Source organism: Micromonospora sp. NPDC005299 (assembly GCF_042872345.1).
Classification (GTDB): Bacteria; Actinomycetota; Actinomycetes; order Mycobacteriales; family Micromonosporaceae; genus Micromonospora.
This window is the reverse complement of sequence record NZ_JBIAKG010000007.1, coordinates 61,073-83,020: the sequence shown is the minus strand read 5'-3', so window position 1 is coordinate 83,020 and position 21,948 is coordinate 61,073. Positions and strand designations below refer to the sequence as shown.

Genomic DNA, 21,948 nt, shown 5'->3' with positions numbered 1-21,948 from the left:
CCCACCGCCGACGCTACCGCCGCGCGCCGTCGCGGTCCGGCGGACCGGGGACCAGCCGCCAGTACTGCCGCTTCCCCTCGTCCCGGACCACCACGCCGAGCCGGGCCAGCTCGCCGCGCAGCTCCACCGCCTCCCCGCCCCGGTCGGCGTCGACCGCCCGCTGCCGGGCCCGCAGCAGCGCATCCGCCCCGGCCGGCAGCCCCGGCAGGCCCTCGACCCACCGCCGGTACGCCGCCTCGTACGGGTCCTGCTCGACCCAGGGCCAGCCCTGCCCGGTGAACGCCGCGCGCAGCCGCGCCGCGCTGAGGTCGGACCGCTCCCGGGCCAGCTCGCCGCCGGCCGCGTCCAGCAGCACCAGCGCCTTCCCGTCGCGGAACACCCCGGTGACCCCGGCCCGGGCGACGTCCCGGCCGTGGCCGTCGCGGTGCAGCCGGACCGAGGTGCGCCCCACCGTCACGGTCAGCCGTTCCCGGGTGCCCAGGAACGCGAGCACCAGGCCGGCCAGCGCGACCACCCCCGCCCCCACCGGGTACGACCGCTCCGCCGGCCACCGGTCCAGCAGCGCGAACCAGCCCTGGAAGGGAAACCAGGGCAGGTCGGCCACCCAGCCGGACGCGGCGGTCAGCACCGCGCCCAGGCCCGCCCCGAGCAGCGGGAACCCGGCCCACATGAGCACCAGCTCGCCGGCGCCGCCGCTGACCACGACGGCCTCGCCGGATCCCCGCGCCGCCACGGTCAGGACACCTCCCGCCGCAGCGTACGGACCAGCCCGGCGACCAGGGGGACGAGCAGCCACACGGCCAGCGACACTCCGAGCCGGCCCCACTGCCCGGCGGTCATGTCGGGGGTGAGCAGGGGCTCCATGGTGACCGAGGTGTCCAGCCACCGGGCCGGCTCGCGCAGTGCCCGGATCATCGCGGCGAGGACGCTCCACACGGTCGGCAGCAGCAGGTAGGTGACGATCGCCAGCGGGGTGTTCAGCAGCAGCAGGCCGAAACCCGCGCCCATCAGCACGTTCGCCACCTGGAACACCGCCGCGTACGGCAGCAGGTGCCAGTCGAAGGTCCAGGTGCCGGCTCCGCCGGTGGCCCGGGCGGCGAGCGTGCCGGCGGCCGCGACGGCCAGGCTGACCAGCACCGAGGCCAGCGCGGCCAGCACCACCGCGGCGAGCTTCGCGGTGACCACCCGCTCCCGGCGGGGCACCAGCGCGAAGGTGGTCAGCGCGGTGCGCTGCGACCACTCCCCGGTGATGGAGAGGATGCCGAGCACCGGCAGGAGCAGCCCCACCGGGAACAGCGACGGGGTGAAGAAGGCGGTGAAGGTCTGTTCGGCGTCCTTCAGCACGAAGATCTGCACCGTCACGATGGCGGCCGCGACCAGCCCGATGGTGATCAGGAGCCAGCGTCCGGCCCGGGTGTCGGCGAGCTTGCGCAGCTCCACCGCGGTCAGCCGGGTTAGCGAGGGCCCGGCCGCGGCCGGGCGGCGCAGGGTGGGTGCGGGGGCGGTGACGGCGGTCATCGGACGGCCTCCTTCGTGGACGCGCCGGCGGTGAGGGTGAGGAAGAGCTGTTCGAGGCCGCCGCTGCCGGCCGGGCGCAGCTCGGTGAGGACCAGCCCGGCGTCCGCCGCGGCCTGGCCGACCGCCTCCGGTTCGGCCCGGACGACGTAGCCGCCGTCGGTGCCGGCGCTCGCCGGCAGGCCGGCCCGGTCCAGGGTGAGCCGCAGGGCGTGCTGGTCCCGGGCGCGGACCAGGGTGCCGGCGCCGGCCAGCAGCTCGTCCTTGCCGCCCTGGGCGACCACCCGGCCGCCGCCGATGACCACGAGCCGGTCGGCCACCGCCTCCACCTCGCGCAGCAGGTGCGAGGAGAGCAGCACGGTGCCGCCGCGGTCGGCGAAGTCGCGCAGCAGGCCGCGCATCCAGAAGATGCCCTCCGGGTCGAGGCCGTTGGCCGGCTCGTCGAGGATCAGCACCCGGGGGTCGCCCAGCAGCGCCAGCGCCAGGCCGAGCCGCTGCCGCATGCCCAGGGAGTACGCCCCGACCCGCCGCCGCGCCGCGGTCTCGTTCAGCCCGACCAGGTCCAGCTTCGCGGCGACCTGCCCGCGCTCCACGCCCATGGTCCGGGCGGCCAGGGTCAGCGCCTCCCGGCCGGTCCGCCCGGCGTGCTGTGCGGAGGCGTCGAGCAGGACCCCGATCTCCCGCCCCGGGTTGGGCAGCTCCCGGTAGGGCCGCCCGGTCACCGTGGCGCCGCCCGCGCTGGGCGACGTCATCCCGCAGATCATCCGCATGGTGGTGGACTTGCCCGCGCCGTTCGGGCCGAGGAAACCGGTCACCGTGCCCGGTTCGCAGCGGAACGAGACATCCTCGACGGCGGTGTGCGGGCCGTACCGCTTCGTGAGGTGGTCGACTTCGATCATGCCGTCGAGCCTGCCCGGGCCACCCGGTCGCCCGCTGCGGCCGGCGGTCGGGAGCCGCCGATACCTCGGTCTACCGGCAGGCGTCGACTTTGGTAGCTGGTCGGGCCGCAGCGGGCTTCCTAGCATGGGTGGATGAGCACCGCCGTCGTACCCGATCATCCCTGGCTGTTGCCGGGCTCCCTGGCGCCCGCCGCCCGGATCGTCCGGCGCACGCCCCGGGACTGGCTCGTCGACAGCCTGGCCTTCCTGCTCTCGCTGGCCTGGGTGCTTCTCGCCTACGGCGACTCGGTGCAGCCGAAGCCGGAGTTCGCGATGAACCTCGGGCCGGCCTGGCTCAACCAGCTGGACCTGGCCATCGGCTTGCTGGTCAGCGCCGCCCTGTGGTCGCGCCGGCGCTGGCCGGTCGGGCTGGCCGTTGCCGCCGCGCCGCTGGCACTCTTCTCGGTCACCTCCGGGATCGCCCTGTTGATCATCCTGTTCACAATCGTCGTGCATCAGCGGCTCGCGGTGGCCCTGGCGCTGGTCGGCTGGAACCTGGTGACGACGCCGCTCTACCTGGCGATCCGCCCTGACCCGGTGCTGCCGTTCTGGGCGGCCGTGGCCTGGACCCTGCTCTTCATCGGCGGAACGGTCGCCTGGGCGCTCTTCGTCCGGGCCCGCCGCCAGCTGGTGCTGTCGCTGCGCGACCGGGCCGAGCGGGCCGAGGCCGAGCAGCAGCTCCGGTTGGACCAGGCCCGCCAGCTCGAACGCACCCGGATCGCCCGGGAGATGCACGACGTGCTCGCCCACCGGATCTCCCTGCTCAGCCTGCACGCCGGCGCCCTGGAGTTCCGCCCGGACGCGCCCCCGGCGGAGGTCGCCCGGGCGGCCGGCGTGATCCGGGCCAGCGCGCACGCCGCGCTGCAGGACCTGCGCGAGGTGATCGGCGTGCTCCGCGCCGAGCCGGCCGCCGAGGCCACCCCGGAGCGCCCGCAACCCACCCTCGGCGACGTGCCCGCCCTGGTCGCCGAGTCCCGGACCGCCGGCGTACGGGTCAGCGTGGTGGACGAGGTCGCCGACCCGGCGGCGGTGCCCGCGGCGGTCGGGCGCAGCGCGTACCGAATCGTGCAGGAGGGGCTCACCAACGCCCGCAAGCACGCGCCCGGGGCGGTGGTGACCGTCCGGCTGGCCGGCGGACCCGGCGACGGCCTGGCCGTGGAGATCTGCAACCCGTGGCCGGTCGGCGAGGCCGGCTCGCCGATCCCCGGCACCGGGACCGGGCTGGTGGGGGTCGCGGAACGGGTCAGCCTGGCCGGCGGCCGGCTCGACCACGGGCGGGACGCCGACGGCGACTTCCGGCTCACCGCCTGGCTGCCCTGGGCTTCCGCGTGAGCGCCGAGCCGCCCGTCCGGGTGCTGATCGTCGACGACGACGCGCTGGTGCGGGCCGCGCTGTCGATGATCCTCGGCGGGGTGCCGGACGTGCGGGTGGTCGGCGAGGCCACCGACGGCGCGGAGGTGCCCGCCGCGGTCGCCGCGTACGCCCCGGACGTGGTGCTCATGGACATCCGGATGCCCCGGGTCGACGGGCTGGCCGCCACCGAGGCGCTGCGGGCCGTGCCGGACCCGCCCGAGGTGCTGGTGCTGACCACCTTCGACGCCGACGAGCAGGTGCTGCGGGCGCTGCGTGCCGGGGCGAGCGGCTTCCTGCTCAAGGACACCCCGCCCGCCGAGATCGTGGCGGCGGTCCGCCGGGTCGCGGCCGGCGAGGCCACCCTGTCCCCGGCGGTTACCCGCAAGCTCATCGCGCACGTGACCGCACCGGCGCCGGCCCGGTCGCCGGACACCCGCCGGGAGCGGGCGCTGCGGCTGCTCCACGGCCTGACCGAGCGGGAACGGGAGGTCGCCGTGGCGCTCGGGCAGGGCCGGAGCAACGCGGAGATCTCCGCGGAGCTGTTCATGAGCGTGGCGACCGTGAAGGCGTACGTCTCGCGCCTGCTCACGAAGCTCGATCTGAACAACCGGGTGCAGGTGGCGCTGCTGGTGCAGGACGCCGGGTTGGTCTGACCGTCGGGCCGGATTGAACTCCTGCCGGCGCTGGGCCGTACCAGTGGTCGAGGATGTGGTGCGGCCGGTCCGCCGCACCGCTGCCGAACTGCGGGAGGCCTGCCGTGCGAGTTGGTGAGCAGTCGACGGATCCCATCGATCAGATCCTGGGCGAGGTGCCGGTGCCGGCGCCGCTGACCCCCGAGGATGTCCGGCTCGCGGTCCGGGCGGTGGTGGTGCACGCCGCCGAGGAGTGGCCCGCCGGACCGAAGTGCCGCAACGACGGCTCCGCATACCCCTGCCGGCTGCACCGGTGGGGACGGCGCGTGCTGGAGGCCCACGGCCTCAACGAGCGTCAGATCGACGCCCTGGTACGGCACGGGAACCCGTTCGTGCACGTGCCCTTCCCGTTCGTGTTGACCGGGCCGTCGGCCGGGCGGCCGACGGCGCCCCAGTCCCCGCGCGGCCCGGCCGGCCGCGTCGCCGCACCTCCGGTGCGGCCCGCTCTGCGGCCCGGCGGTACCGGTCGGCCGGTGGCACCCCCCGTCACCCGGCCGCGCTGGCCCCGCGCGAGCTGACGACTGTTCCGGGTCGCGGCGTGGCGCAGACACGCCGAACCGGAATGGTCGCAGCGTCGCCGGGGCCGTCGACGGCGGCCGGCGCGGGGAGCCCCCACCCCCGCGTCGGGCCGCCGTCGGCTCGGCTCAGCTCACCCCGCAGTTCGGGGCGGACCAGCTGGTGCCGTTCGCCGTCCGGTCGCGGTTGTTCTCCCGGCGCGAGTCCACGTGGACGTGATTGTCGTGGCCGGGGTAGCCCGGACCGAAGAGGCCGCTGAAGCCGTGGCTGCGGGCCGACCGGGCCACCTGGCAGAGCGTCCTGTCGCGGGAGATCACGTCGGCCGCGGTGCCGTAGAGGTGCTGGCTGTCCGAGGCGCCGCCGACCTGCTGGTTGCAGGCGATGCTGCGGAAGCCGCTGTTGACGTAGAGCGGCGTGTCGCCGAGGCTGCGCCGCAGCGCCTCCAGCTTCCACATGGCGCGCACCGCGTTCTCGCGGGTCGCGGTCGAGGAGAGCGGGCCCCCGCTCCACCCGCCCTTGCCGCAGCCGTTGTCCAGTTCGCTGTAGCTGAAGTGCTTCGGCGTGCAGTCGTTGTCCTGCAGGTCGTAGATCTTGGCGAAGGTCTGCGGGCCGGCGACGCCGTCGGCGCGCAGCCCGTACGCGGACTGGAAGCGGCGGACCGCGGCCGCCGTCTCGGGCCCGTAGCTGCCGTCGATCCGGACGATGTCCCGGTAGGCGGCCCAGCCGGCCACCCGGATCTGCAGTTGCCGGACGTCCTCCCCGCTGCGTCCCTGGTAGAGGTTCCGGGGCCAGGTGTAGCAGCCGTCGGCGTGTGCTGGCGGCGCGGCGACGACCGTGGCGATCGCGGCGCCGGGCAGGGCCAGCGCGAACGCGACGGCCGCCCGCTTGAGCATGTTGGTGCGCACAGATTCCTCCGGTTGGAGAGTGGAGTGGGGTTGTAACGGGGACATCGACCGGAAAGCCCCGTACCTCCACCGTGGCAGCCGCGGTGCCGGTTCGTGGCGGATAACGAGAATTGCCCTCACATTAGGCGGTGGCTCGGCATTTCCTGCCGATTGCGGAGAATTGTGAAACGCCCGTTCCGGCCCGGAACCGCGTGTCCGTAGCGGAATCCGTCAACCAGCCACACCGAGGGTGATACCTCCTCGGCATCGCCGCCCGGTAGCGTCTGCCTCAGAGGTCGGGGAGGTGGGCTTTGGCGCGTGGTGGCGTCTTCTGCGTCGAGGGGCAGTGGCACCGGGACCTCAACGAGCGCGGCTCCGTCCTGCCCACCCTCGAACTGCTCGAACGGCTGGGCCGGATCCGTTTCATCCACAAGGACGCCGCGACCCGCGACGAGCTCTTCTACTTCCTCGACCGCTGGCTGCTCAAGCAGTACGCCGACTTCCGGGTCGGATTCTTCGCCATGCACGGCGAGCCGAGCCGGCTCTGCCTCACCGACTGGGACTCCGTCGAGCTGACCGACGTCGCCGAGCGGATGGCCGGCCGCTGCGAGGGGCGCCGCCTCTACTTCGGCAGCTGCTCCGTGCTGCGCGCCTCCGACGCCGCGCTGCGCGACTTCCTCGACGTCACCGGGGCCGCGCTGGTCTGCGGCTTCACCCGCGAGGTGGACTGGGTCGAGTCGGCCGCGTTCGAGACCGTGCTGCTCGACGTGCTGGCCAACGGGCAGCGGCACAACGCCGCCGAGCTGCGGATGGGCTCGGCCCACTGGGCCCCGCTCGCCTCCTACCTCGGCTTCCGGGTGATCTACGCCAACGGCCGCGCCTGGCGGCCCAGCGTGCCGCCGCGCGTGCCGGCGCAGGTATCCCCGCGCCGGACCGCCGGCCGTCCGCGCTGAGGCCCGCCCGACCCGCCTGGTAGAACCGAGGCATGCCACGCAGCATCGCGCGCAACACCCGGGTCGACCGGGACGCCCTGATCGAGTTCCTCCGCCCCCGACACCGGGTCGTGCTCATGACGACCCGCGCCGACGGCCGGCCCCAGTCCTCCCCGGTCTCCTGCGGGGTCGACGCCGAGGGGCGGTTGGTGATCTCCACCTATCCCGAGCGGGCCAAGGTCACCAACATCCGCCGCGACCCCCGGGTCTCCGCGTGCGTGCTCTCCGACGACTGGAACGGGCCGTGGGTGCAGGTCGACGGCACCGCCGAGGTGCTCGACCTGCCGGAGGCGCTCGACCCGCTGGTCGACTACTTCCGCAGCATCTCCGGTGAGCACCCGGACTGGGACGAGTACCGCGAGGCGATGGTCAAGCAGGGCAAGTCGCTGATCCGGGTGACCATCGACGGCTGGGGGCCGATCGCCACCGGTGGCTTCCCCGCCCGGCTGGCCGACTGACCTCAGTACGCGGCGGTGAAGCGGGCGTTGCCGAACCGCGGGTCCTCGATCTCGTCGACGATCGCCACCGCCAGGTCCTCGTAGGTGAGCACGGACCGGCCCTGCGCGTCGGTGACCGGGTGGTCGGTGCCGGTCCGGTAGTGGCCGGTCCGCTCGCCCGGGTGGAACTCCAGCGGCGGCGGCGAAACGTACGTCCAGGTCACCCCGTCGGCCGAGGAGCGGTAGACCTCCAGGGCGTCGGCCTGCCCCTCGGCCGAGTCCCGGTATTCCTCCGGGAAGTCCGGCTCATCCAGATACCGGGTGCCCTTCGGGGTCAGCAACGTCGCGCCGCCCCCCACGTGGATCAGCCGGGGCGGGTCGGGCAGCTCGCGCAGCGTGTCGACCAGGGTCCGGGCGGCGTCGCGCCACAGCTCCCGCTCCCCGCCGCCGATGGCCACCACGAACACGTCGGCGTCCTCGGCCAGCTCCCGCACGCTCCGGGCCGAGGTCGCGTCACCGGTCACCGTGCGGACCCCGGGCGGCAGGTAGCTGGTCGCCTCCGGGCGGCGCACCGCCGCGGTGACCCGGTGCCCCCGCTCGACCGCCTCGGCGGCGATCCGCGAGCCAGCGGTGCCGCCGGCGCCGAACACGACGATGTCGCTCATGCTCCCCAGGCTAGGGAGCGGGCCGCCCGACCGGTGCCGTTCCGACGAACCGGCCGGGCGGCAGGCGGTCAGTCGACCAGTGCCGAGTAGACGAGCTGGCGCAACTGGGGGCGCAGCGGGTAGGTGCTCGACGGCATGAGCTGGGTGAAGAGCAGCGCCGTGACCTCCTCCACCGGGTCCACCCAGAAGGCGGTGCTGGCCAGGCCGCCCCAGTAGTACTCGCCCACGCTGCTCGGCACCCGGGACGGCACCGGGTCGAGCACCACGGCGAAGCCCAGCCCGAAGCCGACCCCGTCGAGGATCGTCTCGGCGAAGCCGTCCGGGGAGAACGAGGCCAGGTCCCGGTTGCCGGGCAGGTGGTTGCGGGTCATGAAGCGCACCGTGCGGGGGCCGAGCAGGCGGACCCCGTCCAGCTCGCCGCCGCGCAGCAGGAACTGGGTGAACCGGTGGTAGTCGGCGGCCGTGGAGACCAGCCCGCCGCCGCCGGATAGGCACTCGGGCGCGCTGAGCGCGTAGCGGCCGATCGCTTCGGCGCGGGCCGCCTGGCCGGTGGCCGGGTGCGGCGTGTAGAGCGCGGCGAGGCGCTTGGCGTCCGGCTCGTCGACCCACCAGCGGGTGTCGGTCATGCCCAGCGGCCGGAAGATCCGCTCGGCGAAGAACGCGTCCAGCGACTGCCCGGAGACCACCTCGACGAGCCGGCCCAGCACGTCGGTGGAGACTCCGTAGTTCCAGCTCGTGCCCGGCTGGAAGAGCAGCGGCAGCCGGGCCATCCCGCGGGTCGCCTCGGCCAGGTCGGCGCCGGCCGGCACGCCCAGGTCGAAGCCCGCCGCCCGGTAGAGGCCGTCGACCACGTTGACCTGGGCGAAACCGTAGGTCAGGCCGGCGGTGTGGGTGAGCAGGTGCCACACCCGGACCGGCTCGACCGCCGGCACCGTGTACGGCTTGAGCACCGAACCCCGGTCGTAGACCCGTACGTCGGCGAACTCCGGCAGCCAGCGGCTGACCGGGTCGTTCAGCTCGAGCCGGCCCTCCTCCCAGAGCATCATGGCGGCGACCGAGGTGATCGGCTTGGTCATCGAGTAGATGCGCCAGAGGGTGTCCGGCTCGACCGGCGCACCGGCCTCCCGGTCCCGCAGCCCGTAGGTGGAGGAGTGGGCGATCTCGCCCCGGCGGGTCACCACGATCTGCCAGCCGGCGAGCCGGCCGTCGTCGACGTACCTGCCGAAGTGCTCGTCGATCCGCGCCAGCCGGGCGGGGTCGAAGCCGATGCGGTCCGGGTCGGTGCTCACTGCGACGCTCACGACGCCGAACCTACTGGCCGGTACGGCGAGCGGGAAGTGTCGGTTGGTCACACTAGTCTCGGCGGCATGCCGGAAGCAGTCGAGGACGTCACCTACCGCCACGAGGACTGGTACGCCGAGCAGCTGGTCGACCGGCACTTCGTCCGGTGCGAGTTCTTCCACGTCGACCTCACCGAGGCGGTCAGCCAGGGCGCCACCTTCACCGAGTGCGTCTTCGGCAACGTGGCCCTCAACGCCTCCCGGCACACCGACTCGGCCTTCACCCGCTGCACCTTCAAGCGGTGCAACCTCTTCGAGGTCGAGTTCACCGGCTGCAAGCTGGTCGGCAGCAGCTTCGAGCAGTGCGACCTGCGCCCGCTGCGGGTCGACGGCGGCGACTGGTCCTTCGTCGCCCTGCCCGGCGCCGACCTGCGTGGGGTGCGCATCACCGACGCGCGCCTGCGCGAGGCCGACCTGACCGGCGCCGACCTGACCGGCGCGGTGCTCACCGGCCTCGACCTCTCCGGCGCCCAGTTGCACGCCGCCAAGCTGATCCGGGCCGACCTGCGCGGCAGCGACCTGACCGCGCTCGATCCGACGGCGGTGCAGCGGGTCGGCGCGGTCGTCGACGCGGAGCAGGCCATCGTGCTGGCGCAGGCGCTGGGCTTCGAGATCCGCTGAGCGCTGTCGGGAAGCTGCCTCCGGTTGATGGCTTCTCGAAGATCGAGGTGTGTGTCATCCTCCCTGCGGTGGGCCACGGGACGGCCGCCGGCGCCGGTGGCCGAGGGAGGGGTCGGTGGCTGAGGACGAACTCACGCAGACCGGTATCCGGGTCGGGGGCTGGCTGCCCGCGGTACCGGCCGAGCCGGCCCGCGCGGCGGATCCGCCGCCCGGGCCCCGCCGGTTTCCCGGCGACCCCGACGCCCCGCCGGTCGGGCCCGCCGGCCCGCCGGCCCCGGACCGGCCGGCCCTCGGCGATCCGGGCGCGCCGCCACCGGCGGAATCCAGGCCCGCCGCGCCGGTGCGGCACTCCGCCCCGGAGGGCGTCACGGTCCGGCTCGCCGGGCTGGTCGCTCCGGCCGCGGCCAGGGTCCGCACCGCTGTCGGCGTCGCGCCCGACCGGCCGGCCACCCGGGTCGGCGTGGCCCGGGCCCGGCGTCGTCGGCGCCGGGTGGTCCTCGCCGGGGCGGCGCTGACCGCGCTGGTGCTGGTGCTGGCGTACGCCGGCCGGGGCGCGGAACCGGACGGCGGCCGCACCGTGTCGGCGGCCGCGCCCACTGCTCCGGCTCCGGCGCCGACCGCGGCGCCGCCCACTGTGGTGCCGGTGACCGGGAACCCGGCCCTCCCCGGTGGGCCGCTGTTGAACCTGGACCAGGAGCCGGTGCCGCCGTCGGTGTCGCTGACCGTGCTCGGCAGCCGGGACTGGCTGCACTGGGGTGGCGCCGGCGCGGCGAGCGTCGAGCGCAAGCAGCGCAGCACCGGCGAGATCGGCGACCTCGGCGGCGACCGCCGGGAGCACAACGCCGGCGCCTCCGCTCTCACCTGGACGGACGGCACGCCGACGGCCCGGCAGGAGGGGACCCGGTCCGGTGTCTTCCAGCGTGGCGCGGGGAAGAGCTTCGCGCTGAGCGTGGCCGGCAGCGGTGACCTGCGGACGGTCCGGCTCTTCGTCGGCGCGTTCTCGGCCGGCGCCCGGCTCGACGTGCGCCTCTCCGGCGGCGGCGACCCGGCCGTCCGTGCGGTCGCCCTCGTCGCCGGGGACCGCTTCTTCCAGTACGTCGTCCACTTCCGCGCCCCGCGCGGCCAGCGGCTGCTGATCACCTGGCGGGCGCTGACCGTGGTGGGCGGGGAGAACGACGGGGTGACGCTGGAGGCGGTCACGCTGAGCTGATCCGCCGTCGCTACCGATTGGTAACGAAGTGGAAACTGCCTCCCGCCGACATATGGCGCACCGACGCCCATGATGCAAACGTGAACCGGCGGCCGGAGCGCGGGCGGTGAGCGGAGGTTCGGTGGGGCAGCAGGACCACGGTCGGGTCGGTGACCGGACGTCGTACCCGCACGGACCGACGCGGTCGGCGCTCCGCCGCCTCGCGCGGGCCCGGCAACGGCGGCGCTGGTTGCTGGAGGCGCTGGCCGCGTTCGCCTGCCTGGCCGCACTGGTGGCGTACCTGGGCACCGAGCGGCACGACGCGGCCCGCGAGGAGAGCGCGGTGCTGCCCGTCGCGCCGACCGGCCGCCCCGTGCTGCCGCCCCCGGGCGGCACCCAGGCCGGTGCCGTCACGCCCGGGCTGCGCCCCCGCCAGCGCCCACCCTCGCCCAGCCCGTCGCCGTCCCCGCCCGCGGTGCCGCCGACGCTGACCGTGAGCCAGTCCGACGTGCCGGCGCGGGTCGACCTCAGCGCGGTGGGCGCGGTCGACTGGGTCCAGTGGGGACACCTCGGCGCCCGGACGCCGGTGCGCAAGAGGCACGGCTCCGGCGACATCCGCGACGAGGGCGGCTGGGGCGAGCGGCAGAGCTACAGCAACAACCCGGAGGCGTACGCCTGGCGCGACGGCGCCCCGGTCGGTTCGGCGGACGGCACCATGTCCGGGGTGTACACCTGCGACCGGGGCAGCGGCTTCACCCTGGCCGTGACCGCCGACGGCCGGCCCCGCACCGTGCATCTCTACGCGGGGCTGTGGATGGCGCGCGCTCGCCTCGACCTGCGGATTTCCGGCGGCGGGCCGGTCAGCACGCTCCGCCTGGAGGATCCGCACACCGTGCGGACCGCCGACTTCACCATCCGGTTCCGTGCGCCGGCCGGCGCGAAGCTGCTGATGACCTGGACGGTGGAGGAGTCCCTGGGGGACTGCGGCAACGTCAGCCTCCAGGCGGTCGCGCTGCGCTGACCGCCGATCGTCCGGGTGCCCGGGGCCGGCCGGCGGTAGCGTGGGCCCGCAGGCCCGACGATCCGGGAGGAACATCAATGCCCACGAGCGAGCAGGTGCTGGACAGCCCCGAGGGCTGGGTCGCCGAGCACATCCGGCGATACGTGGAGACCGGTGGCGCGGAGGGCCACGAGTGGCGTCCCGGCGTCTTCACCCTGCTGCTGACCACCCGCGGCCGGCGGTCCGGCAAGCTGCGGCGCACCGCGCTGATCTACGGCCGGGACGGCGACGCCTACCTGGTGGTGGCCTCGCAGGGTGGCGCCCCGCAGCACCCCGCCTGGTACCTCAACCTGCTCGCCGACCCCGAGGCGGAGGTGCAGGTCGGGCCGGACACCTTCCCGGTCCGGGCGCGCACCGCGATGGCGGAGGAGAAGTCGCGGATGTGGCGCACCATGACGGCGGCCTGGCCGGCGTACGACGAGTACCAGACGAAGACCGACCGGGAGATCCCGGTGGTGGTGCTGGAACGGGTCTGACGGCCCCTACCTCGCGGGTGGTCGACCCGCCGCCGCGGGCCGAACCGCCGGGACAGTTTGTCCGTCGCGGCCGGCGCGGGACGTCATAGGTTTCCGATGTCCCCGTCCGACCATCCGCTGTGGAGGCTCGACCGATGAGCAGCAGTGCCCGCGTCGTCCGTTCCCGCCCGCCGTCCGACGGCGACGTGCTGCGGGAGATCCCGCTGCCGCCGTACGTGACCGGCGAGGACGCCCAGTTCGCGGTGCGGGCGGTGGTGGTGCACGCGCCGCGGCGCTGGTCCGGCGGGACGATCTGCCGCAACGATGCCAGCCCGCACCCGTGCCGGCTGCACCGCTGGGGTCGGCGGGTGCTGGCGCTGCGCGGCCTCCCGCCGGCCGAGATCGACGCGCTCGTCGAGCGCGGCGACCCCGCCGCCGAGCCCGGTCCGGCCCGGCCCGGCGCCTGAGCGGCCACCCGGCCCCTGGCCGCGTGCGAGGGGCAGGGGCGCCCAAGGCTCAGCAGACCGCCGGCTTCACCCAGGAACACTCTAGGCCCTCGGGCGCCCGTGGCGACTCCGGCGCCGCGGGCACCGCCAGCCGCGCCGTGGTCGTCCCCTTCTCGGTGTACGAGGCCAGCGCGATCGCGATCTGGTCCTCCAACCCCTTGACCGACGAGGTCAGGTAGTTGTTGAGCACGACCGAGAAGGCCAGCACGTGCCCGTCGGCGTCGGTGGCGTAGCCGGAGAGGCTGGACGCCCCGGTCAGGCTGCCGGTCTTGGCGTGCACGTTGTTGGCGGCCGCGGTGCCGGTCATCCGGCTGCGCAGGGTGCCGCCGACGAACCGCTCCGGGTTGCCGGCCACCGGCAGGGCCGCGTACCAGGTGCCGAACCAGGGTTCGGCGCGGACCGCCGAGAGCAGTGCGACGAACTGGGCGGGCGGGATCATGTTGCGCCGGGACAACCCGGAGCCGTCGCGCTGGCGCAGCGTCCCGGTGTCCATTCCGGAGTCGCCGACGTACTCGCTGATCGCGGTCAGCCCGGCGGCCCAGGTGCCGGAGCCGGAGAGCACCCGGCCCAGTTCCTTGGTGAGCACCTCGGCGTGGCCGTTGTTCGAGAGCTTGAGGAACGGCACCATCAGGTCGGCCAGCGGCATCGAGTCGTGCCGGGCGACCGGCTTGGCGCCGTCCGGGGTGCCCTGGCCGAGCACGGTCCGGCCGAGGACCCGCACGCCGTGCCGGCGCAGCGCGGACCGGAAGACGTCGGCGGCGTACCCGGTGGGTTCCCAGACCGTCATCCAGTCGCTCTCCTCGGCCTGGCCGACCGCGATCTGGCCGGTCACCACGATGGTGTTGCCGCCGTGCTCCCGCTCGAAGGAGATCGTCGTGTCGCCGGTGGCGACCGTCTCGGCGCGGTTGTCGATCCGCAGCCAGGCGTTGGCCGGCGTCATGGTGACCTTCGGCCGCGCGCCGGCCCGGGCGCCCGGCGTGGCGTGCACGATCACCGTGCCGGCGTCGTAGTCGGTGTCCGGGGCGACGGTCAGCGCGGAGACCTGTGCGGCGTAGTAGTAGGACTCGTCGTCCCAGGTCCAGTCCGGGCCGAGCCGGGTCCGGTCGTAGCGGGTGTCGTCCGCGACGAGGTTGCCGGTCACCACCCGTACGCCCGCGGCGGCGACCTCGGCGGCCAGCCGGTCGTAGTCCTCGGCCAGCATGGTCGGGTCGCCCCCACCGCGCAGGTAGAGGTTGCCGGAGAGCAGCCCGGCCCGGCGGACCCCGTCGCCGGCCACGTCGGTGGTGAACCGGTGCCCGGGGCCGAGCAGTTCCATGGCCGCCGTCGAGGTGAGCAGCTTGGTGTTCGAGGCGGGGACCAGCCGCCGGTCCCCGTTGCGGTCGTAGAGGGTCTGCCCCGTGGTGGTGTCGACGACGACCACGCCCGCCTGGGCCCCGGCCAGCCGGGAGTCGGCGAGGATCGCGTCGATGGTCGCGTGCAGCCGGGTCTGCGCGGGGGTGGGCGCTTCGGCCGTGGCGGTGGGCGCGCCGGCGGTGGCCGCGGTGGCGACCAACGCCAGCACCGCGAGCGCCCGGGGGAAGAGACGACGATGCATATGCCGATGCTGCCATGGAGCTTTCCTCCAGAGAAGACTCCACAGCGAAAGTTATTGCCGAACCCGGTGGAATACCCGCTGGGCGGAGGAAGAAACATTCCCGGCCGCCGCGCCCGCCCGCCCGCCCGCTGTCGACTGATCCGGCTCTATTTGACGGATGCCCGGGCAGGGGGCACCGTAGGCCATGAGGGGCGTTCGACCTGCCCCGGTTTGCACGGCGAAGCCTGATTCGCCTTCCCGGGGTCCCGACCGGCCGCGTGGGTCGCATCGACCCGCCCGCGATTCCCGAACCAGACACGAGGAGTTCCGCCATGCTGACCATGACCGACAATGCCGTCCTGGTGATCCGCGACCTCGCCAACCAGCAGGACGTCGCCGAGGAGGGTGGCCTGCGCATCGCCGCCGACACCGACGCCGGCTCGCTCTCCATCGAGCTGGTCGAGCAGCCGGCCCAGGGTGACCAGGTGATCGACGACCAGGGTGCCCGCATCTTCCTCGACGCCGACGCCGCCGAACTGCTCAACGGCACCTCCGTGGACGCCACGGTCGACGACGAGGGCGTCGTGCAGTTCGGCTTCACCGACAAGGAGTGACTCACCCGGCGCGGCGGGTCTCACCACCGCGCTGCGGCCGGCCGGCGCGCCCCCGCTCGGGGACGTCCTGGTCGTCCCGCCACGTCCCGCCGCGCTGCTCCTGCTCCGGGCGGAGCAGCGTGGCCAGCACGTGCGCCAGGTGGTGCGACGTGCTCCAGGCGATCCAGTTCGCCGGCGAACCGGCACCCGCGCCGCGCCGCGCCCGGCGCACGATCTCGTGGTCGCCCCAGGAGAAGCTCGCGCCCGCGGTCGGCCAGTGCGGGGCCGCGACGAGCGTGCGGCACAGGTCGGCGAAGCGGTCGTCGCCCCGACCGCCCCGGCGCGACCACCGGTAGACCCACCACGCCCCGGTTGTGGTGTAGCGCAGCGTCGGCAGCCGGTCGCCCGGCCCGTCCGCTCCGGGCACCGCGCAGCCCACGCCGTAGTCCCCGTAGCCGACGCCGAGGCCGGCCAGGCGCTGCCAGAGCTGCCAGTCGAAGCGGTCCAGGCGGACCGGCTCGTCGGTCGGGAGCCGGGACAGCGTCGGCGGCACCCCGCCCGCCGCCATGGTCACCGAGCGCCAGGCGTGCCGCCGGGCCCACTCCACCAGCCGCCCGATCCGGGGCTCGGCCAGCCGGACGTCGGCCGGGCAGCACACGTCCCCCGCGTCGATGAGCAGGTCGCACTGCTCCGGCACCAGCCGGGCCAGCCGCCACACCCGTTCCAGGGCGGCGGTGGTCGCGTCCGGGCCGGCCCGGTCCTGCCCGGTTCGCAGCCGGACCACCGCCCGCCGCGCGTACTCCCGGGCGGCCGCACCGTGCGCCACCAACCGCCGGTCGCCCTCCGCGAGCCCGATCACCGGCACCAGTGGTACGCCCCAGCGGACCAGCTCGCTCTCCGCCGACTCGGGCAGCACCGACACGTCGACGGCGGGAAGGAGCCCGGCCGGCAGCCGGCCGAACAGGTCCACAGTGCACGGATCCACCGCGTGGACGTCGATGACCGGGGCGAGCAGCGGAGCGGTGGCGTCGTCGAGATGGGCCAGCGCTTCCAGCTCACCCCGGCGACCGGCCAGCACAGGGCGGTAGACCGGTTCCGTCGCCCGACCCCCGTGGGCGGGCACCATACTTCAATGTAGCGACCCGCTCGCGTTCCGCCACAGACTTTCCGGACCTCGTTGACAATCCATCCGTCCTGGTGACGGCCGGACACGCCGGGTCCGGGCGGAACCCGTCCGCCCGGACCCCCGGACCGGCACTCAGTCGTCGCTGCCGGACCGGTCCCCGCCGTGGTCGTCGTCCCGGTGGTGCGTGCGGCTTCCGTCGGCCGCCCGCCGCTCGACCTCGACCACGGTGCCGTCGGCGCGGTCGACCTTGATCTCATACGTGGTCGCGGCGCGCGTTACCTTGACACTCCACACCGGACGCGCGTGCTCCGTCTCCGCCTCGATCTCCACGATCCGGCCCCTGCCAAGCAGGGCCAGCGCGACCCTGCCGGCCTGCTGCCGGTCGACCGCGCCACGCGGCGCCGCGTTCGGGGCGCGGCGCGTCGGGGCCGTGCCCGCGGTCGCGGAGTCGTCCGCGCCGGGGTTGTCGTCGGCCGTCCCGGGGTTGTCGTCGGCCGTCCCGGGGTTGTCGTCGGCGGTTCCGGGGTTGTCGTGGGCGCTGTCGCCGACCGGGTCGGTGACGTCGGCGGTCACGGCGGCCGGCGCGGTGGCCGGACCCGACCCGTCGGCAGTGGTCACGCCGATCGCCGCGCCGGTGACCGCCAGCACCGCCGCCCCGCCCATCGCCGCCAGTACCAGGGACGTTCGTCGCATCGTCTCCACCTCTCCTCGGTTGTACGTCGAGGATCGGCCCGGGACGGATAGCGGCGCGCTACCCGAGGTCTAATCCCGGGTTAAGGCCGAGCCGGAGCGTCACCACCGCCCCACCGCCCGGACCACCGCCCAGCTCCAGACGGCCGCCGCTGGTCCGGGCGGCCCGGTCGGCGATGTCCAGGCCCAGCCCGGTCGACCCGGCCCGGCTGGCGCCCCGCCGGACCGACCCGGCCGGCAGGCCCGGGCCGGCGTCCGCCACGGTGAGCGCCACCTGCCCGGCGTCCGGAGCGAGCCGGACTGTGAACGCAGTGCCGTCCGGCGTGTGCGCGAACACGTTGCCCAGCAGCGCGTCCACGGCGGCGGCCAGCTCGTCACCGGTCACCCGTACCGGCAACGGTCCGGGCGCGAGGTCGAGCGTCACGCTCCGCCCGGTGTCCTCGGCGAGCACCGACCAGAACGCCACCCGCTCGGCGACCACCGCGGCCGCGTCGCAACCGCCGCCCTCGGCCGCCGTACTGCGCCAGCGGGCCTGCCGGATCACGCCGGTCACCGCGCGTTCCAGGCCGTCCACGGCCGTGGTCAACCGGGCCGCGTCGTGCGGGTCGCGCAGCGACTCGGCCTCCAGCCGGAGCACGGTCAGCGGGGTGCGCAGCCGGTGCGACAGGTCCGCCACCTGCTCGCGCTCCTCGCGCAGCAGCACCTGGATCCGCTCGGCCAGGTGGTTCAGCGCGCCCGCGACCTCCCGCAGCTCGGCCGGTCCGGCCGGGTCGACCCGGGCGTCCAGCTCGGCATTGGCGAGCCGGTGGGAGACCGCGCCGAGGTCGGCGATCGGCCGGACCAGGGTGCGGGCCAGCCGGTCGGCGACGGCCAGTCCGACCAGCACCAGGAGCAGGCCGAGCAGCGCCAGCACGAGCCAGGCCCGGGTCACCCCGGCGGTCAGCTCCGCGCGGGGGACGACGGTGCGGATCACCGCGGTCCCGTCCGGCCGGCCCTGCACGGCGATGACCACCTCCCGGCCGGCGGCGGACTCGACGGTCAGGCTCTGCCCCCGCGCGGCGAGGGTCACCGCCGGGGTACGCGGCACCCGCACGCCGAGCACGGTGCCGTCCGGCAGGAACACGCTCACCTCGCGGCCCGAGTCGGCGGCGAGGTGATCGACGGTCAGCCGGACGGTGGCCGGGTCGGCCGTGCCGACCACCGCCACCAGGCTCTGGGCGTCGGCGGCGGCCCGGACCGTCGCCCGGTCCGCGGCGACGGTGCGCACCAGCACGGCCAGCGGCACCAGGAACGCGACCATGACGAGCACCCCGACGGCGGCGACCAGCAGCGTCAGCCGGCGCCTCACCGGCTGCTCCCCGGCACGTCCAGCCGCACCCCGACGCCCCGGACGGTGTGCAGGTAGCGCGGTTCCTGGGCGCTCTCGCCGAGCTTGCGGCGCAGCCAGGACAGGTGCACGTCGACGGTCTTGTCGGCCCCGCCGTACGGGATCCGCCAGACCTCGGTGAGCAGCTCGCGTTTGGTGACCACCTGTCCGGGCCGGCCGGCGAGGTGGTGCAGCAGGTCGAACTCGCGGGGGGTCAGCTCGACCGGTGCGCCGTCCAGGGTGACCTGCCGGGCCCGCGGGTCGATCCGCAGCCCACCGACCACGAGCACCGGCTCCGTCGCGGGATCGGCGGTCGAGCGGCGCAGCACCGCCCGCGCCCGGGCGTCGAGCTGGGCCGCGGTGAAGGGCTTCACCAGGTAGTCGTCGGCACCGGCGTCGAGCATCCGGACGATCTCGGCCTCGTCGTCGCGGGCGGTCGCCACGATGACCGGCACCGCGCTGACCGCGCGCAGCATCCGCAGCAGCTCACCGCCGTCCAGGTCGGGCAGTCCCAGGTCGAGCACGACGAGGTCGGGCCGGTCGTCCAGCGCGTCGCGCAGCCCGTCCAGCGCGGTCGAGGCCGCGGCGACCGCGTGCCCACGCTCCCGCAGGGCCCGAAGCAGCGGGGCGCGGATGGTCAGGTCGTCCTCGATGAGCAGCAGCCGGGCCACGGTTGGCAGGCTAGCCCCTCCCACCGCCCGGTCCCGCCCTCGTTAACCCCGCCTTAGCGTTCCCCGGAGCCCGGCGCAACCCTGGATCGGGGAGACTCGGGGGCATGGGCCGTCGTCCGATCCTCGCCGCCGCCGGGTGGCTGGCCACCACCGCCGCCGCCACCCTCGTCGGGCTGGCCGCGATCCACCTGGTCGGCGCGGGCATCACCGGCACCCCCGGAGGCGTACGCGACCAGCGGGAGGTGGCCCGCGCGCTCGCCTCGCCCGCGCCGCTGGCCACGACCCCGAGCGCGGGCCCCACGGCGGGCGCGACGCCGACGGCCACCGCGGCGAGCCGCCCACCGGCGGCGAGCGGAACCGAGCGCACCTTCCGCACCGCCGGAGGGACGGCGCTCGCCGCGTGCGGGCCGGCCGGGGTACGCCTGGTGTCCTGGTCCCCGGCGCAGGGCTACCGGGTGAAGGAGGCCGAACGGGGGCCGGACGAGCACGTCGAGGTCCGCTTCGTCGGCCCCGACGGGGAGCACGAACTGCGCCTGCGCTGCCGTGGCTCCGAGCCGGTCGCCACCCCGCACGACTGATGTTTTCCCAGCTCAGAGGGGTCAACTGTCCTTGATCGGACAGTGCTGTCGGTGGTTGGTGGACGGTGGGCCGGCATAGCTTCGGGAGCATGCCGCCGCCGCATCGGCGGCAGAGAGGACCCGCATGTCCAGCTCCAGATCGAGGCGGGGCTCGGCCGGCCAGCCGGCCCCCGACGTGGCGGAGGTCGCCCGCGCCGACAGCGAGATCAACTCCTGCACGTCGGCCGGCCTGCCGGCCACCGCCCGCGTGCTGTTCGCCGTGGTCGACGCGAACGGCACCCTGATCCGCGGGCTCGGCGCCACCTCGGCCACCCGGCTGGCCACCGGGATGTACCAGGTCGGCTTCGACCAGGACGTCGCCGGCGCCGCGTACGTCGGCACCGTGGGCCCCGCCGCCGGCGGCCTGGCCCCACAGGGAGCGGTCACGGTGGCGCCGCGAACCGGCATCCCCAACGCGGTCTTCGTCGAGACGTACGCCGCGAGCGGCCACACCGACCGCCCGTTCCACCTGGCCGTTCTCGCCTGACACCCCGCGGGTCGCGTCCCTGTGGCAGCATCGCGCGGTGCGTCCCCACCGCCTGTTCGTCGCGGCCGCGATCCTGTTGGCCCTCGCCCATCTGGTCGGGCGCTGGTTCGCCCAGCCGCTGCTCCCGGCCGCGCAGGCCCTCGCCTGGTGCGCCCTGGCCGGAGCCGCCCTGGCCGCACCCGACCTGCCCCCGCGCGCACGGTACGGGCTGGCCGTCGCCGCAGCCGCCGTGGCCGTGGCGACCCTGCCCCTGCACGGGGAGCCGCAGTTCGGCTGGGTCATGGCGCCGCCGGCCGAACCGGGGTGGACCGCGGTCCAGGCCCTGCGGGGCGTGGCCGGGGTCGGGCTCGCGGTGGCCGTTGCCGCCCTGCCGAGGTGGGCGCCGGATCGGTGGCGTACGGCGGCTGCCGTGGTGCTGGCCGTGCTGGCCGGGCTGCTCGTCCTGGCCCGGGACTCCGCGGTCCTCCGGCCCCCGTACGCGCTGCCGCCCGACGCGGCCGACGTGCTGCCGTCGTACCTCGTGCTGGTGGGGCTGGCCCTGATGGCCCTGGTCCGGTCGGGGTCGGTGTCCGTCACCCTGGGCCTGGGTCTCGCGGCGGTGGCCGCGCTCGGCGTGGCCCCGCCGGCCTGGCCGGCGGGCGGCGCAACGGGCCCGGGTCTGGTCTTCTACAGCGTGGAGGAATACCAGGTCCGGACGACCGCCGGCGGGATCTGGGCCGACCTGCTGGGGTTCCTCGCGGCGGCGCTGGTGCTGGCCGGGTGCCGGTGGGCGGAACGGGCGCGCACACGAGCGCACGGCGCCGCCCGACCTGGGTCGTAACGTCGCCGCGCTCTGGCCGTCTCCCACCACCGCAGCCGTACGGCGGTACGAAAGCGGGGACCTGGCTCGACCGGCCCAGCACGCACCGGTCTTGTGTGCAGCAGATGCCCGTCCAGAGGGGATCCAAACCCGGCGCGGGTGGGGAATTCCACCATTTGCGAGTCCCGGCGTGAGCAGCTCGGGGACCGGGTATGAGCGGGCCATGGAGCATTTCACGATCGCGACCGTCGCCGAGAAGAGTCCCGACTTCCGCCGCGTGCTGTGGACCGGGCAGCACACCCAACTGGTGATCATGACGATCCCGGCGGGCGGGGAGATCGGCGAGGAGGTCCACGAGGACATCGACCAGATCCTGACCTTCGTGAGCGGCACCGGCGAGGCGCGGGTGGCCGGGGAGAAGAAGGAGGTCGTGGCGGGCGACCTGGTGGTCGTACCGGCCGGCACGAAGCACAACTTCGTCAACACGGGCCCCAACCCGCTCGTGCTGTACACGGTGTACGGCCCGCCGGAGCACGCCGACGGGGCGGTGCACCGGACCAAGGAGGAGGCCGACGCGGCCGAGGAGGCCGGCGAGGACGAGCCGCCCACCTCCTGAGCGCCGCCCGACCCGCTCCCGCGCTCCACCACCGCCGTGGTGGAGCGCGAGCCGGGTTGAGCTGCAACATTCCTGCACATCGCAGCCATTGACCCTTATCTCTGCACGGGCCTAACCTGCTGGTACGGGAAAGCCCTTTCCTGGGCCCCGCTTCCGCGCCACCCCGTTACCGGAGACCGGGCCTCCGGCGGGGCGCAGCGACCGTCGCGACCGTGGCCAGGCGTCGACCTCCGCCGCGGCGGTCCAC

At 74.9% G+C, this 21,948-nt stretch carries 26 protein-coding genes; 15 read left to right on the top strand and 11 right to left on the bottom strand.

Annotated elements, in window-relative coordinates; translation table 11 throughout:
- Window positions 1-13: 13 nt before the first annotated feature.
- From ACFYPD_RS20885 to ACFYPD_RS20875, 3 genes are read right to left on the bottom strand one after another with little or no spacing between them, the layout of a single operon-like run.
- The gene (locus tag ACFYPD_RS20885) at window positions 14-733 is read right to left on the bottom strand and encodes a hypothetical protein (RefSeq protein WP_387115858.1); all 720 of its coding nucleotides are present in this window, start codon (window positions 731-733) and stop codon (window positions 14-16) included.
- A gap of 2 nt (window positions 734-735) precedes the next feature.
- Window positions 736-1,518, bottom strand: a complete 783-nt coding sequence (locus tag ACFYPD_RS20880) for an ABC transporter permease (RefSeq protein WP_387115855.1) — start codon at window positions 1,516-1,518, stop codon at window positions 736-738.
- Entirely contained in the window at window positions 1,515-2,414 is a 900-nt protein-coding gene (locus ACFYPD_RS20875) for an ABC transporter ATP-binding protein (RefSeq protein WP_387115852.1), read from the bottom strand. The genes ACFYPD_RS20880 and ACFYPD_RS20875 overlap by 4 nt, the downstream gene beginning before the upstream one ends.
- Before the next feature lie 132 nt (window positions 2,415-2,546).
- Between ACFYPD_RS20875 and ACFYPD_RS20870 the strand changes: the two genes are divergently transcribed.
- From ACFYPD_RS20870 to ACFYPD_RS20860, 3 genes are all read left to right on the top strand, one after another.
- Window positions 2,547-3,785, top strand: coding sequence for a sensor histidine kinase (locus ACFYPD_RS20870; RefSeq protein ID WP_387115849.1), 1,239 nt, complete (start codon window positions 2,547-2,549; stop codon window positions 3,783-3,785).
- 65 nt (window positions 3,786-3,850) lie between these two features.
- A complete protein-coding gene (locus tag ACFYPD_RS20865; RefSeq protein WP_387116491.1) occupies window positions 3,851-4,459 on the top strand; it encodes a response regulator in 609 nt (202 codons plus the stop codon).
- 104 nt (window positions 4,460-4,563) lie between these two features.
- Complete coding sequence (locus ACFYPD_RS20860; RefSeq protein WP_387115846.1) at window positions 4,564-5,016, top strand: hypothetical protein; 453 nt, start codon at window positions 4,564-4,566, stop codon at window positions 5,014-5,016.
- A 126-nt stretch (window positions 5,017-5,142) separates the two neighbouring features.
- Here ACFYPD_RS20860 and ACFYPD_RS20855 read toward each other — a convergent pair whose 3' ends face one another.
- Entirely contained in the window at window positions 5,143-5,919 is a 777-nt protein-coding gene (locus ACFYPD_RS20855) for a D-Ala-D-Ala carboxypeptidase family metallohydrolase (protein ID WP_387115842.1), read from the bottom strand.
- 290 nt (window positions 5,920-6,209) lie between these two features.
- Between ACFYPD_RS20855 and ACFYPD_RS20850 the strand changes: the two genes are divergently transcribed.
- Together ACFYPD_RS20850 and ACFYPD_RS20845 are read left to right on the top strand one after the other, a co-directional pair.
- Window positions 6,210-6,851, top strand: coding sequence for a DUF6642 family protein (locus ACFYPD_RS20850; RefSeq protein WP_387115839.1), 642 nt, complete (start codon window positions 6,210-6,212; stop codon window positions 6,849-6,851).
- A gap of 32 nt (window positions 6,852-6,883) precedes the next feature.
- Window positions 6,884-7,348, top strand: coding sequence for a PPOX class F420-dependent oxidoreductase (locus ACFYPD_RS20845; protein WP_387115836.1), 465 nt, complete (start codon window positions 6,884-6,886; stop codon window positions 7,346-7,348).
- Between the two features lie 2 nt (window positions 7,349-7,350).
- Here ACFYPD_RS20845 and ACFYPD_RS20840 read toward each other — a convergent pair whose 3' ends face one another.
- Both ACFYPD_RS20840 and ACFYPD_RS20835 read right to left on the bottom strand, forming a co-directional pair.
- Window positions 7,351-7,992 carry an NAD(P)-dependent oxidoreductase gene (locus ACFYPD_RS20840; RefSeq protein ID WP_387115833.1) on the bottom strand — a complete coding sequence of 214 codons (642 nt, stop codon included), beginning with the start codon at window positions 7,990-7,992 and terminating at the stop codon, window positions 7,351-7,353.
- 68 nt (window positions 7,993-8,060) lie between these two features.
- Entirely contained in the window at window positions 8,061-9,293 is a 1,233-nt protein-coding gene (locus tag ACFYPD_RS20835) for a serine hydrolase domain-containing protein (RefSeq protein WP_387115830.1), read from the bottom strand.
- Between the two features lie 66 nt (window positions 9,294-9,359).
- Between ACFYPD_RS20835 and ACFYPD_RS20830 the strand changes: the two genes are divergently transcribed.
- From ACFYPD_RS20830 to ACFYPD_RS20810, 5 genes are all read left to right on the top strand, one after another.
- A complete protein-coding gene (locus ACFYPD_RS20830) occupies window positions 9,360-9,953 on the top strand; it encodes a pentapeptide repeat-containing protein (RefSeq protein WP_387115828.1) in 594 nt (197 codons plus the stop codon).
- 115 nt (window positions 9,954-10,068) lie between these two features.
- Window positions 10,069-11,163 carry a hypothetical protein gene (locus tag ACFYPD_RS20825; protein WP_387115825.1) on the top strand — a complete coding sequence of 365 codons (1,095 nt, stop codon included), beginning with the start codon at window positions 10,069-10,071 and terminating at the stop codon, window positions 11,161-11,163.
- Window positions 11,164-11,284: 121 nt separating this feature from the next.
- Window positions 11,285-12,163 (top strand): hypothetical protein, encoded by an 879-nt coding sequence (locus ACFYPD_RS20820; protein ID WP_387115822.1) that lies wholly within the window; start codon window positions 11,285-11,287, stop codon window positions 12,161-12,163.
- Window positions 12,164-12,240: 77 nt separating this feature from the next.
- On the top strand, window positions 12,241-12,678 hold the full coding sequence (locus ACFYPD_RS20815) for a nitroreductase family deazaflavin-dependent oxidoreductase (RefSeq protein ID WP_387115820.1): 438 nt from the start codon (window positions 12,241-12,243) through the stop codon (window positions 12,676-12,678).
- Window positions 12,679-12,812: 134 nt separating this feature from the next.
- Entirely contained in the window at window positions 12,813-13,124 is a 312-nt protein-coding gene (locus ACFYPD_RS20810; RefSeq protein ID WP_387115817.1) for a hypothetical protein, read from the top strand.
- Window positions 13,125-13,173: 49 nt separating this feature from the next.
- Here ACFYPD_RS20810 and dacB read toward each other — a convergent pair whose 3' ends face one another.
- The gene (dacB, locus tag ACFYPD_RS20805; RefSeq protein WP_387115814.1) at window positions 13,174-14,757 is read right to left on the bottom strand and encodes a D-alanyl-D-alanine carboxypeptidase/D-alanyl-D-alanine-endopeptidase; all 1,584 of its coding nucleotides are present in this window, start codon (window positions 14,755-14,757) and stop codon (window positions 13,174-13,176) included.
- 311 nt (window positions 14,758-15,068) lie between these two features.
- Here dacB and ACFYPD_RS20800 point away from each other — a divergent pair, with 311 nt between their 5' ends.
- Window positions 15,069-15,350, top strand: a complete 282-nt coding sequence (locus ACFYPD_RS20800; protein WP_387115811.1) for a HesB/IscA family protein — start codon at window positions 15,069-15,071, stop codon at window positions 15,348-15,350.
- A 1-nt stretch (window position 15,351) separates the two neighbouring features.
- On the opposite strand, the gene ACFYPD_RS20795 is transcribed toward ACFYPD_RS20800, so the two are convergent.
- The 4 genes from ACFYPD_RS20795 to ACFYPD_RS20780 form a co-directional block, all read right to left on the bottom strand.
- Complete coding sequence (locus tag ACFYPD_RS20795; RefSeq protein ID WP_387115809.1) at window positions 15,352-16,455, bottom strand: hypothetical protein; 1,104 nt, start codon at window positions 16,453-16,455, stop codon at window positions 15,352-15,354.
- Between the two features lie 132 nt (window positions 16,456-16,587).
- Window positions 16,588-17,148, bottom strand: coding sequence for a PepSY domain-containing protein (locus ACFYPD_RS20790; protein WP_387115807.1), 561 nt, complete (start codon window positions 17,146-17,148; stop codon window positions 16,588-16,590).
- Between the two features lie 58 nt (window positions 17,149-17,206).
- Window positions 17,207-18,493 carry an ATP-binding protein gene (locus ACFYPD_RS20785; RefSeq protein WP_387115804.1) on the bottom strand — a complete coding sequence of 429 codons (1,287 nt, stop codon included), beginning with the start codon at window positions 18,491-18,493 and terminating at the stop codon, window positions 17,207-17,209.
- The gene (locus ACFYPD_RS20780; protein WP_387115801.1) at window positions 18,490-19,182 is read right to left on the bottom strand and encodes a response regulator transcription factor; all 693 of its coding nucleotides are present in this window, start codon (window positions 19,180-19,182) and stop codon (window positions 18,490-18,492) included. Before ACFYPD_RS20780 ends, ACFYPD_RS20785 begins: the two co-directional genes overlap by 4 nt.
- A 104-nt stretch (window positions 19,183-19,286) precedes the next feature.
- Here ACFYPD_RS20780 and ACFYPD_RS20775 point away from each other — a divergent pair, with 104 nt between their 5' ends.
- The 4 genes from ACFYPD_RS20775 to ACFYPD_RS20760 all read left to right on the top strand — a co-directional run bounded on the left by ACFYPD_RS20775 (window position 19,287) and on the right by ACFYPD_RS20760 (window position 21,701).
- Entirely contained in the window at window positions 19,287-19,760 is a 474-nt protein-coding gene (locus ACFYPD_RS20775) for a septum formation initiator (RefSeq protein ID WP_387115798.1), read from the top strand.
- Between the two features lie 124 nt (window positions 19,761-19,884).
- Window positions 19,885-20,286 carry a hypothetical protein gene (locus ACFYPD_RS20770; protein ID WP_387115795.1) on the top strand — a complete coding sequence of 134 codons (402 nt, stop codon included), beginning with the start codon at window positions 19,885-19,887 and terminating at the stop codon, window positions 20,284-20,286.
- A 37-nt stretch (window positions 20,287-20,323) separates the two neighbouring features.
- Window positions 20,324-21,106, top strand: coding sequence for a hypothetical protein (locus tag ACFYPD_RS20765; RefSeq protein ID WP_387115792.1), 783 nt, complete (start codon window positions 20,324-20,326; stop codon window positions 21,104-21,106).
- 202 nt (window positions 21,107-21,308) lie between these two features.
- Window positions 21,309-21,701, top strand: a complete 393-nt coding sequence (locus tag ACFYPD_RS20760) for a cupin domain-containing protein (protein ID WP_151463249.1) — start codon at window positions 21,309-21,311, stop codon at window positions 21,699-21,701.
- Window positions 21,702-21,948 lie beyond the last annotated feature (247 nt).

Excerpts from the sequence above, each read along its gene's own strand:
- ACFYPD_RS20880 (WP_387115855.1), bottom strand. The coding sequence starts at position 1,518 with ATGACCGCCGTCACCGCCCCCGCACCCACCCTGCGCCGCCCGGCCGCG.
- ACFYPD_RS20875 (WP_387115852.1), bottom strand. The coding sequence starts at position 2,414 with ATGATCGAAGTCGACCACCTCACGAAGCGGTACGGCCCGCACACCGCC.
- ACFYPD_RS20870 (WP_387115849.1), top strand. The coding sequence starts at position 2,547 with ATGAGCACCGCCGTCGTACCCGATCATCCCTGGCTGTTGCCGGGCTCC.
- ACFYPD_RS20865 (WP_387116491.1), top strand. The coding sequence starts at position 3,851 with ATGATCCTCGGCGGGGTGCCGGACGTGCGGGTGGTCGGCGAGGCCACC.
- ACFYPD_RS20845 (WP_387115836.1), top strand. The coding sequence starts at position 6,884 with ATGCCACGCAGCATCGCGCGCAACACCCGGGTCGACCGGGACGCCCTG.
- ACFYPD_RS20840 (WP_387115833.1), bottom strand. The coding sequence starts at position 7,992 with ATGAGCGACATCGTCGTGTTCGGCGCCGGCGGCACCGCTGGCTCGCGG.
- ACFYPD_RS20830 (WP_387115828.1), top strand. The coding sequence starts at position 9,360 with ATGCCGGAAGCAGTCGAGGACGTCACCTACCGCCACGAGGACTGGTAC.
- ACFYPD_RS20815 (WP_387115820.1), top strand. The coding sequence starts at position 12,241 with ATGCCCACGAGCGAGCAGGTGCTGGACAGCCCCGAGGGCTGGGTCGCC.
- ACFYPD_RS20810 (WP_387115817.1), top strand. The coding sequence starts at position 12,813 with ATGAGCAGCAGTGCCCGCGTCGTCCGTTCCCGCCCGCCGTCCGACGGC.
- dacB (WP_387115814.1), bottom strand. The coding sequence starts at position 14,757 with ATGCATCGTCGTCTCTTCCCCCGGGCGCTCGCGGTGCTGGCGTTGGTC.
- ACFYPD_RS20800 (WP_387115811.1), top strand. The coding sequence starts at position 15,069 with ATGCTGACCATGACCGACAATGCCGTCCTGGTGATCCGCGACCTCGCC.
- ACFYPD_RS20795 (WP_387115809.1), bottom strand. The coding sequence starts at position 16,455 with ATGGTGCCCGCCCACGGGGGTCGGGCGACGGAACCGGTCTACCGCCCT.
- ACFYPD_RS20790 (WP_387115807.1), bottom strand. The coding sequence starts at position 17,148 with ATGCGACGAACGTCCCTGGTACTGGCGGCGATGGGCGGGGCGGCGGTG.
- ACFYPD_RS20775 (WP_387115798.1), top strand. The coding sequence starts at position 19,287 with ATGGGCCGTCGTCCGATCCTCGCCGCCGCCGGGTGGCTGGCCACCACC.
- ACFYPD_RS20770 (WP_387115795.1), top strand. The coding sequence starts at position 19,885 with ATGTCCAGCTCCAGATCGAGGCGGGGCTCGGCCGGCCAGCCGGCCCCC.
- ACFYPD_RS20760 (WP_151463249.1), top strand. The coding sequence starts at position 21,309 with ATGGAGCATTTCACGATCGCGACCGTCGCCGAGAAGAGTCCCGACTTC.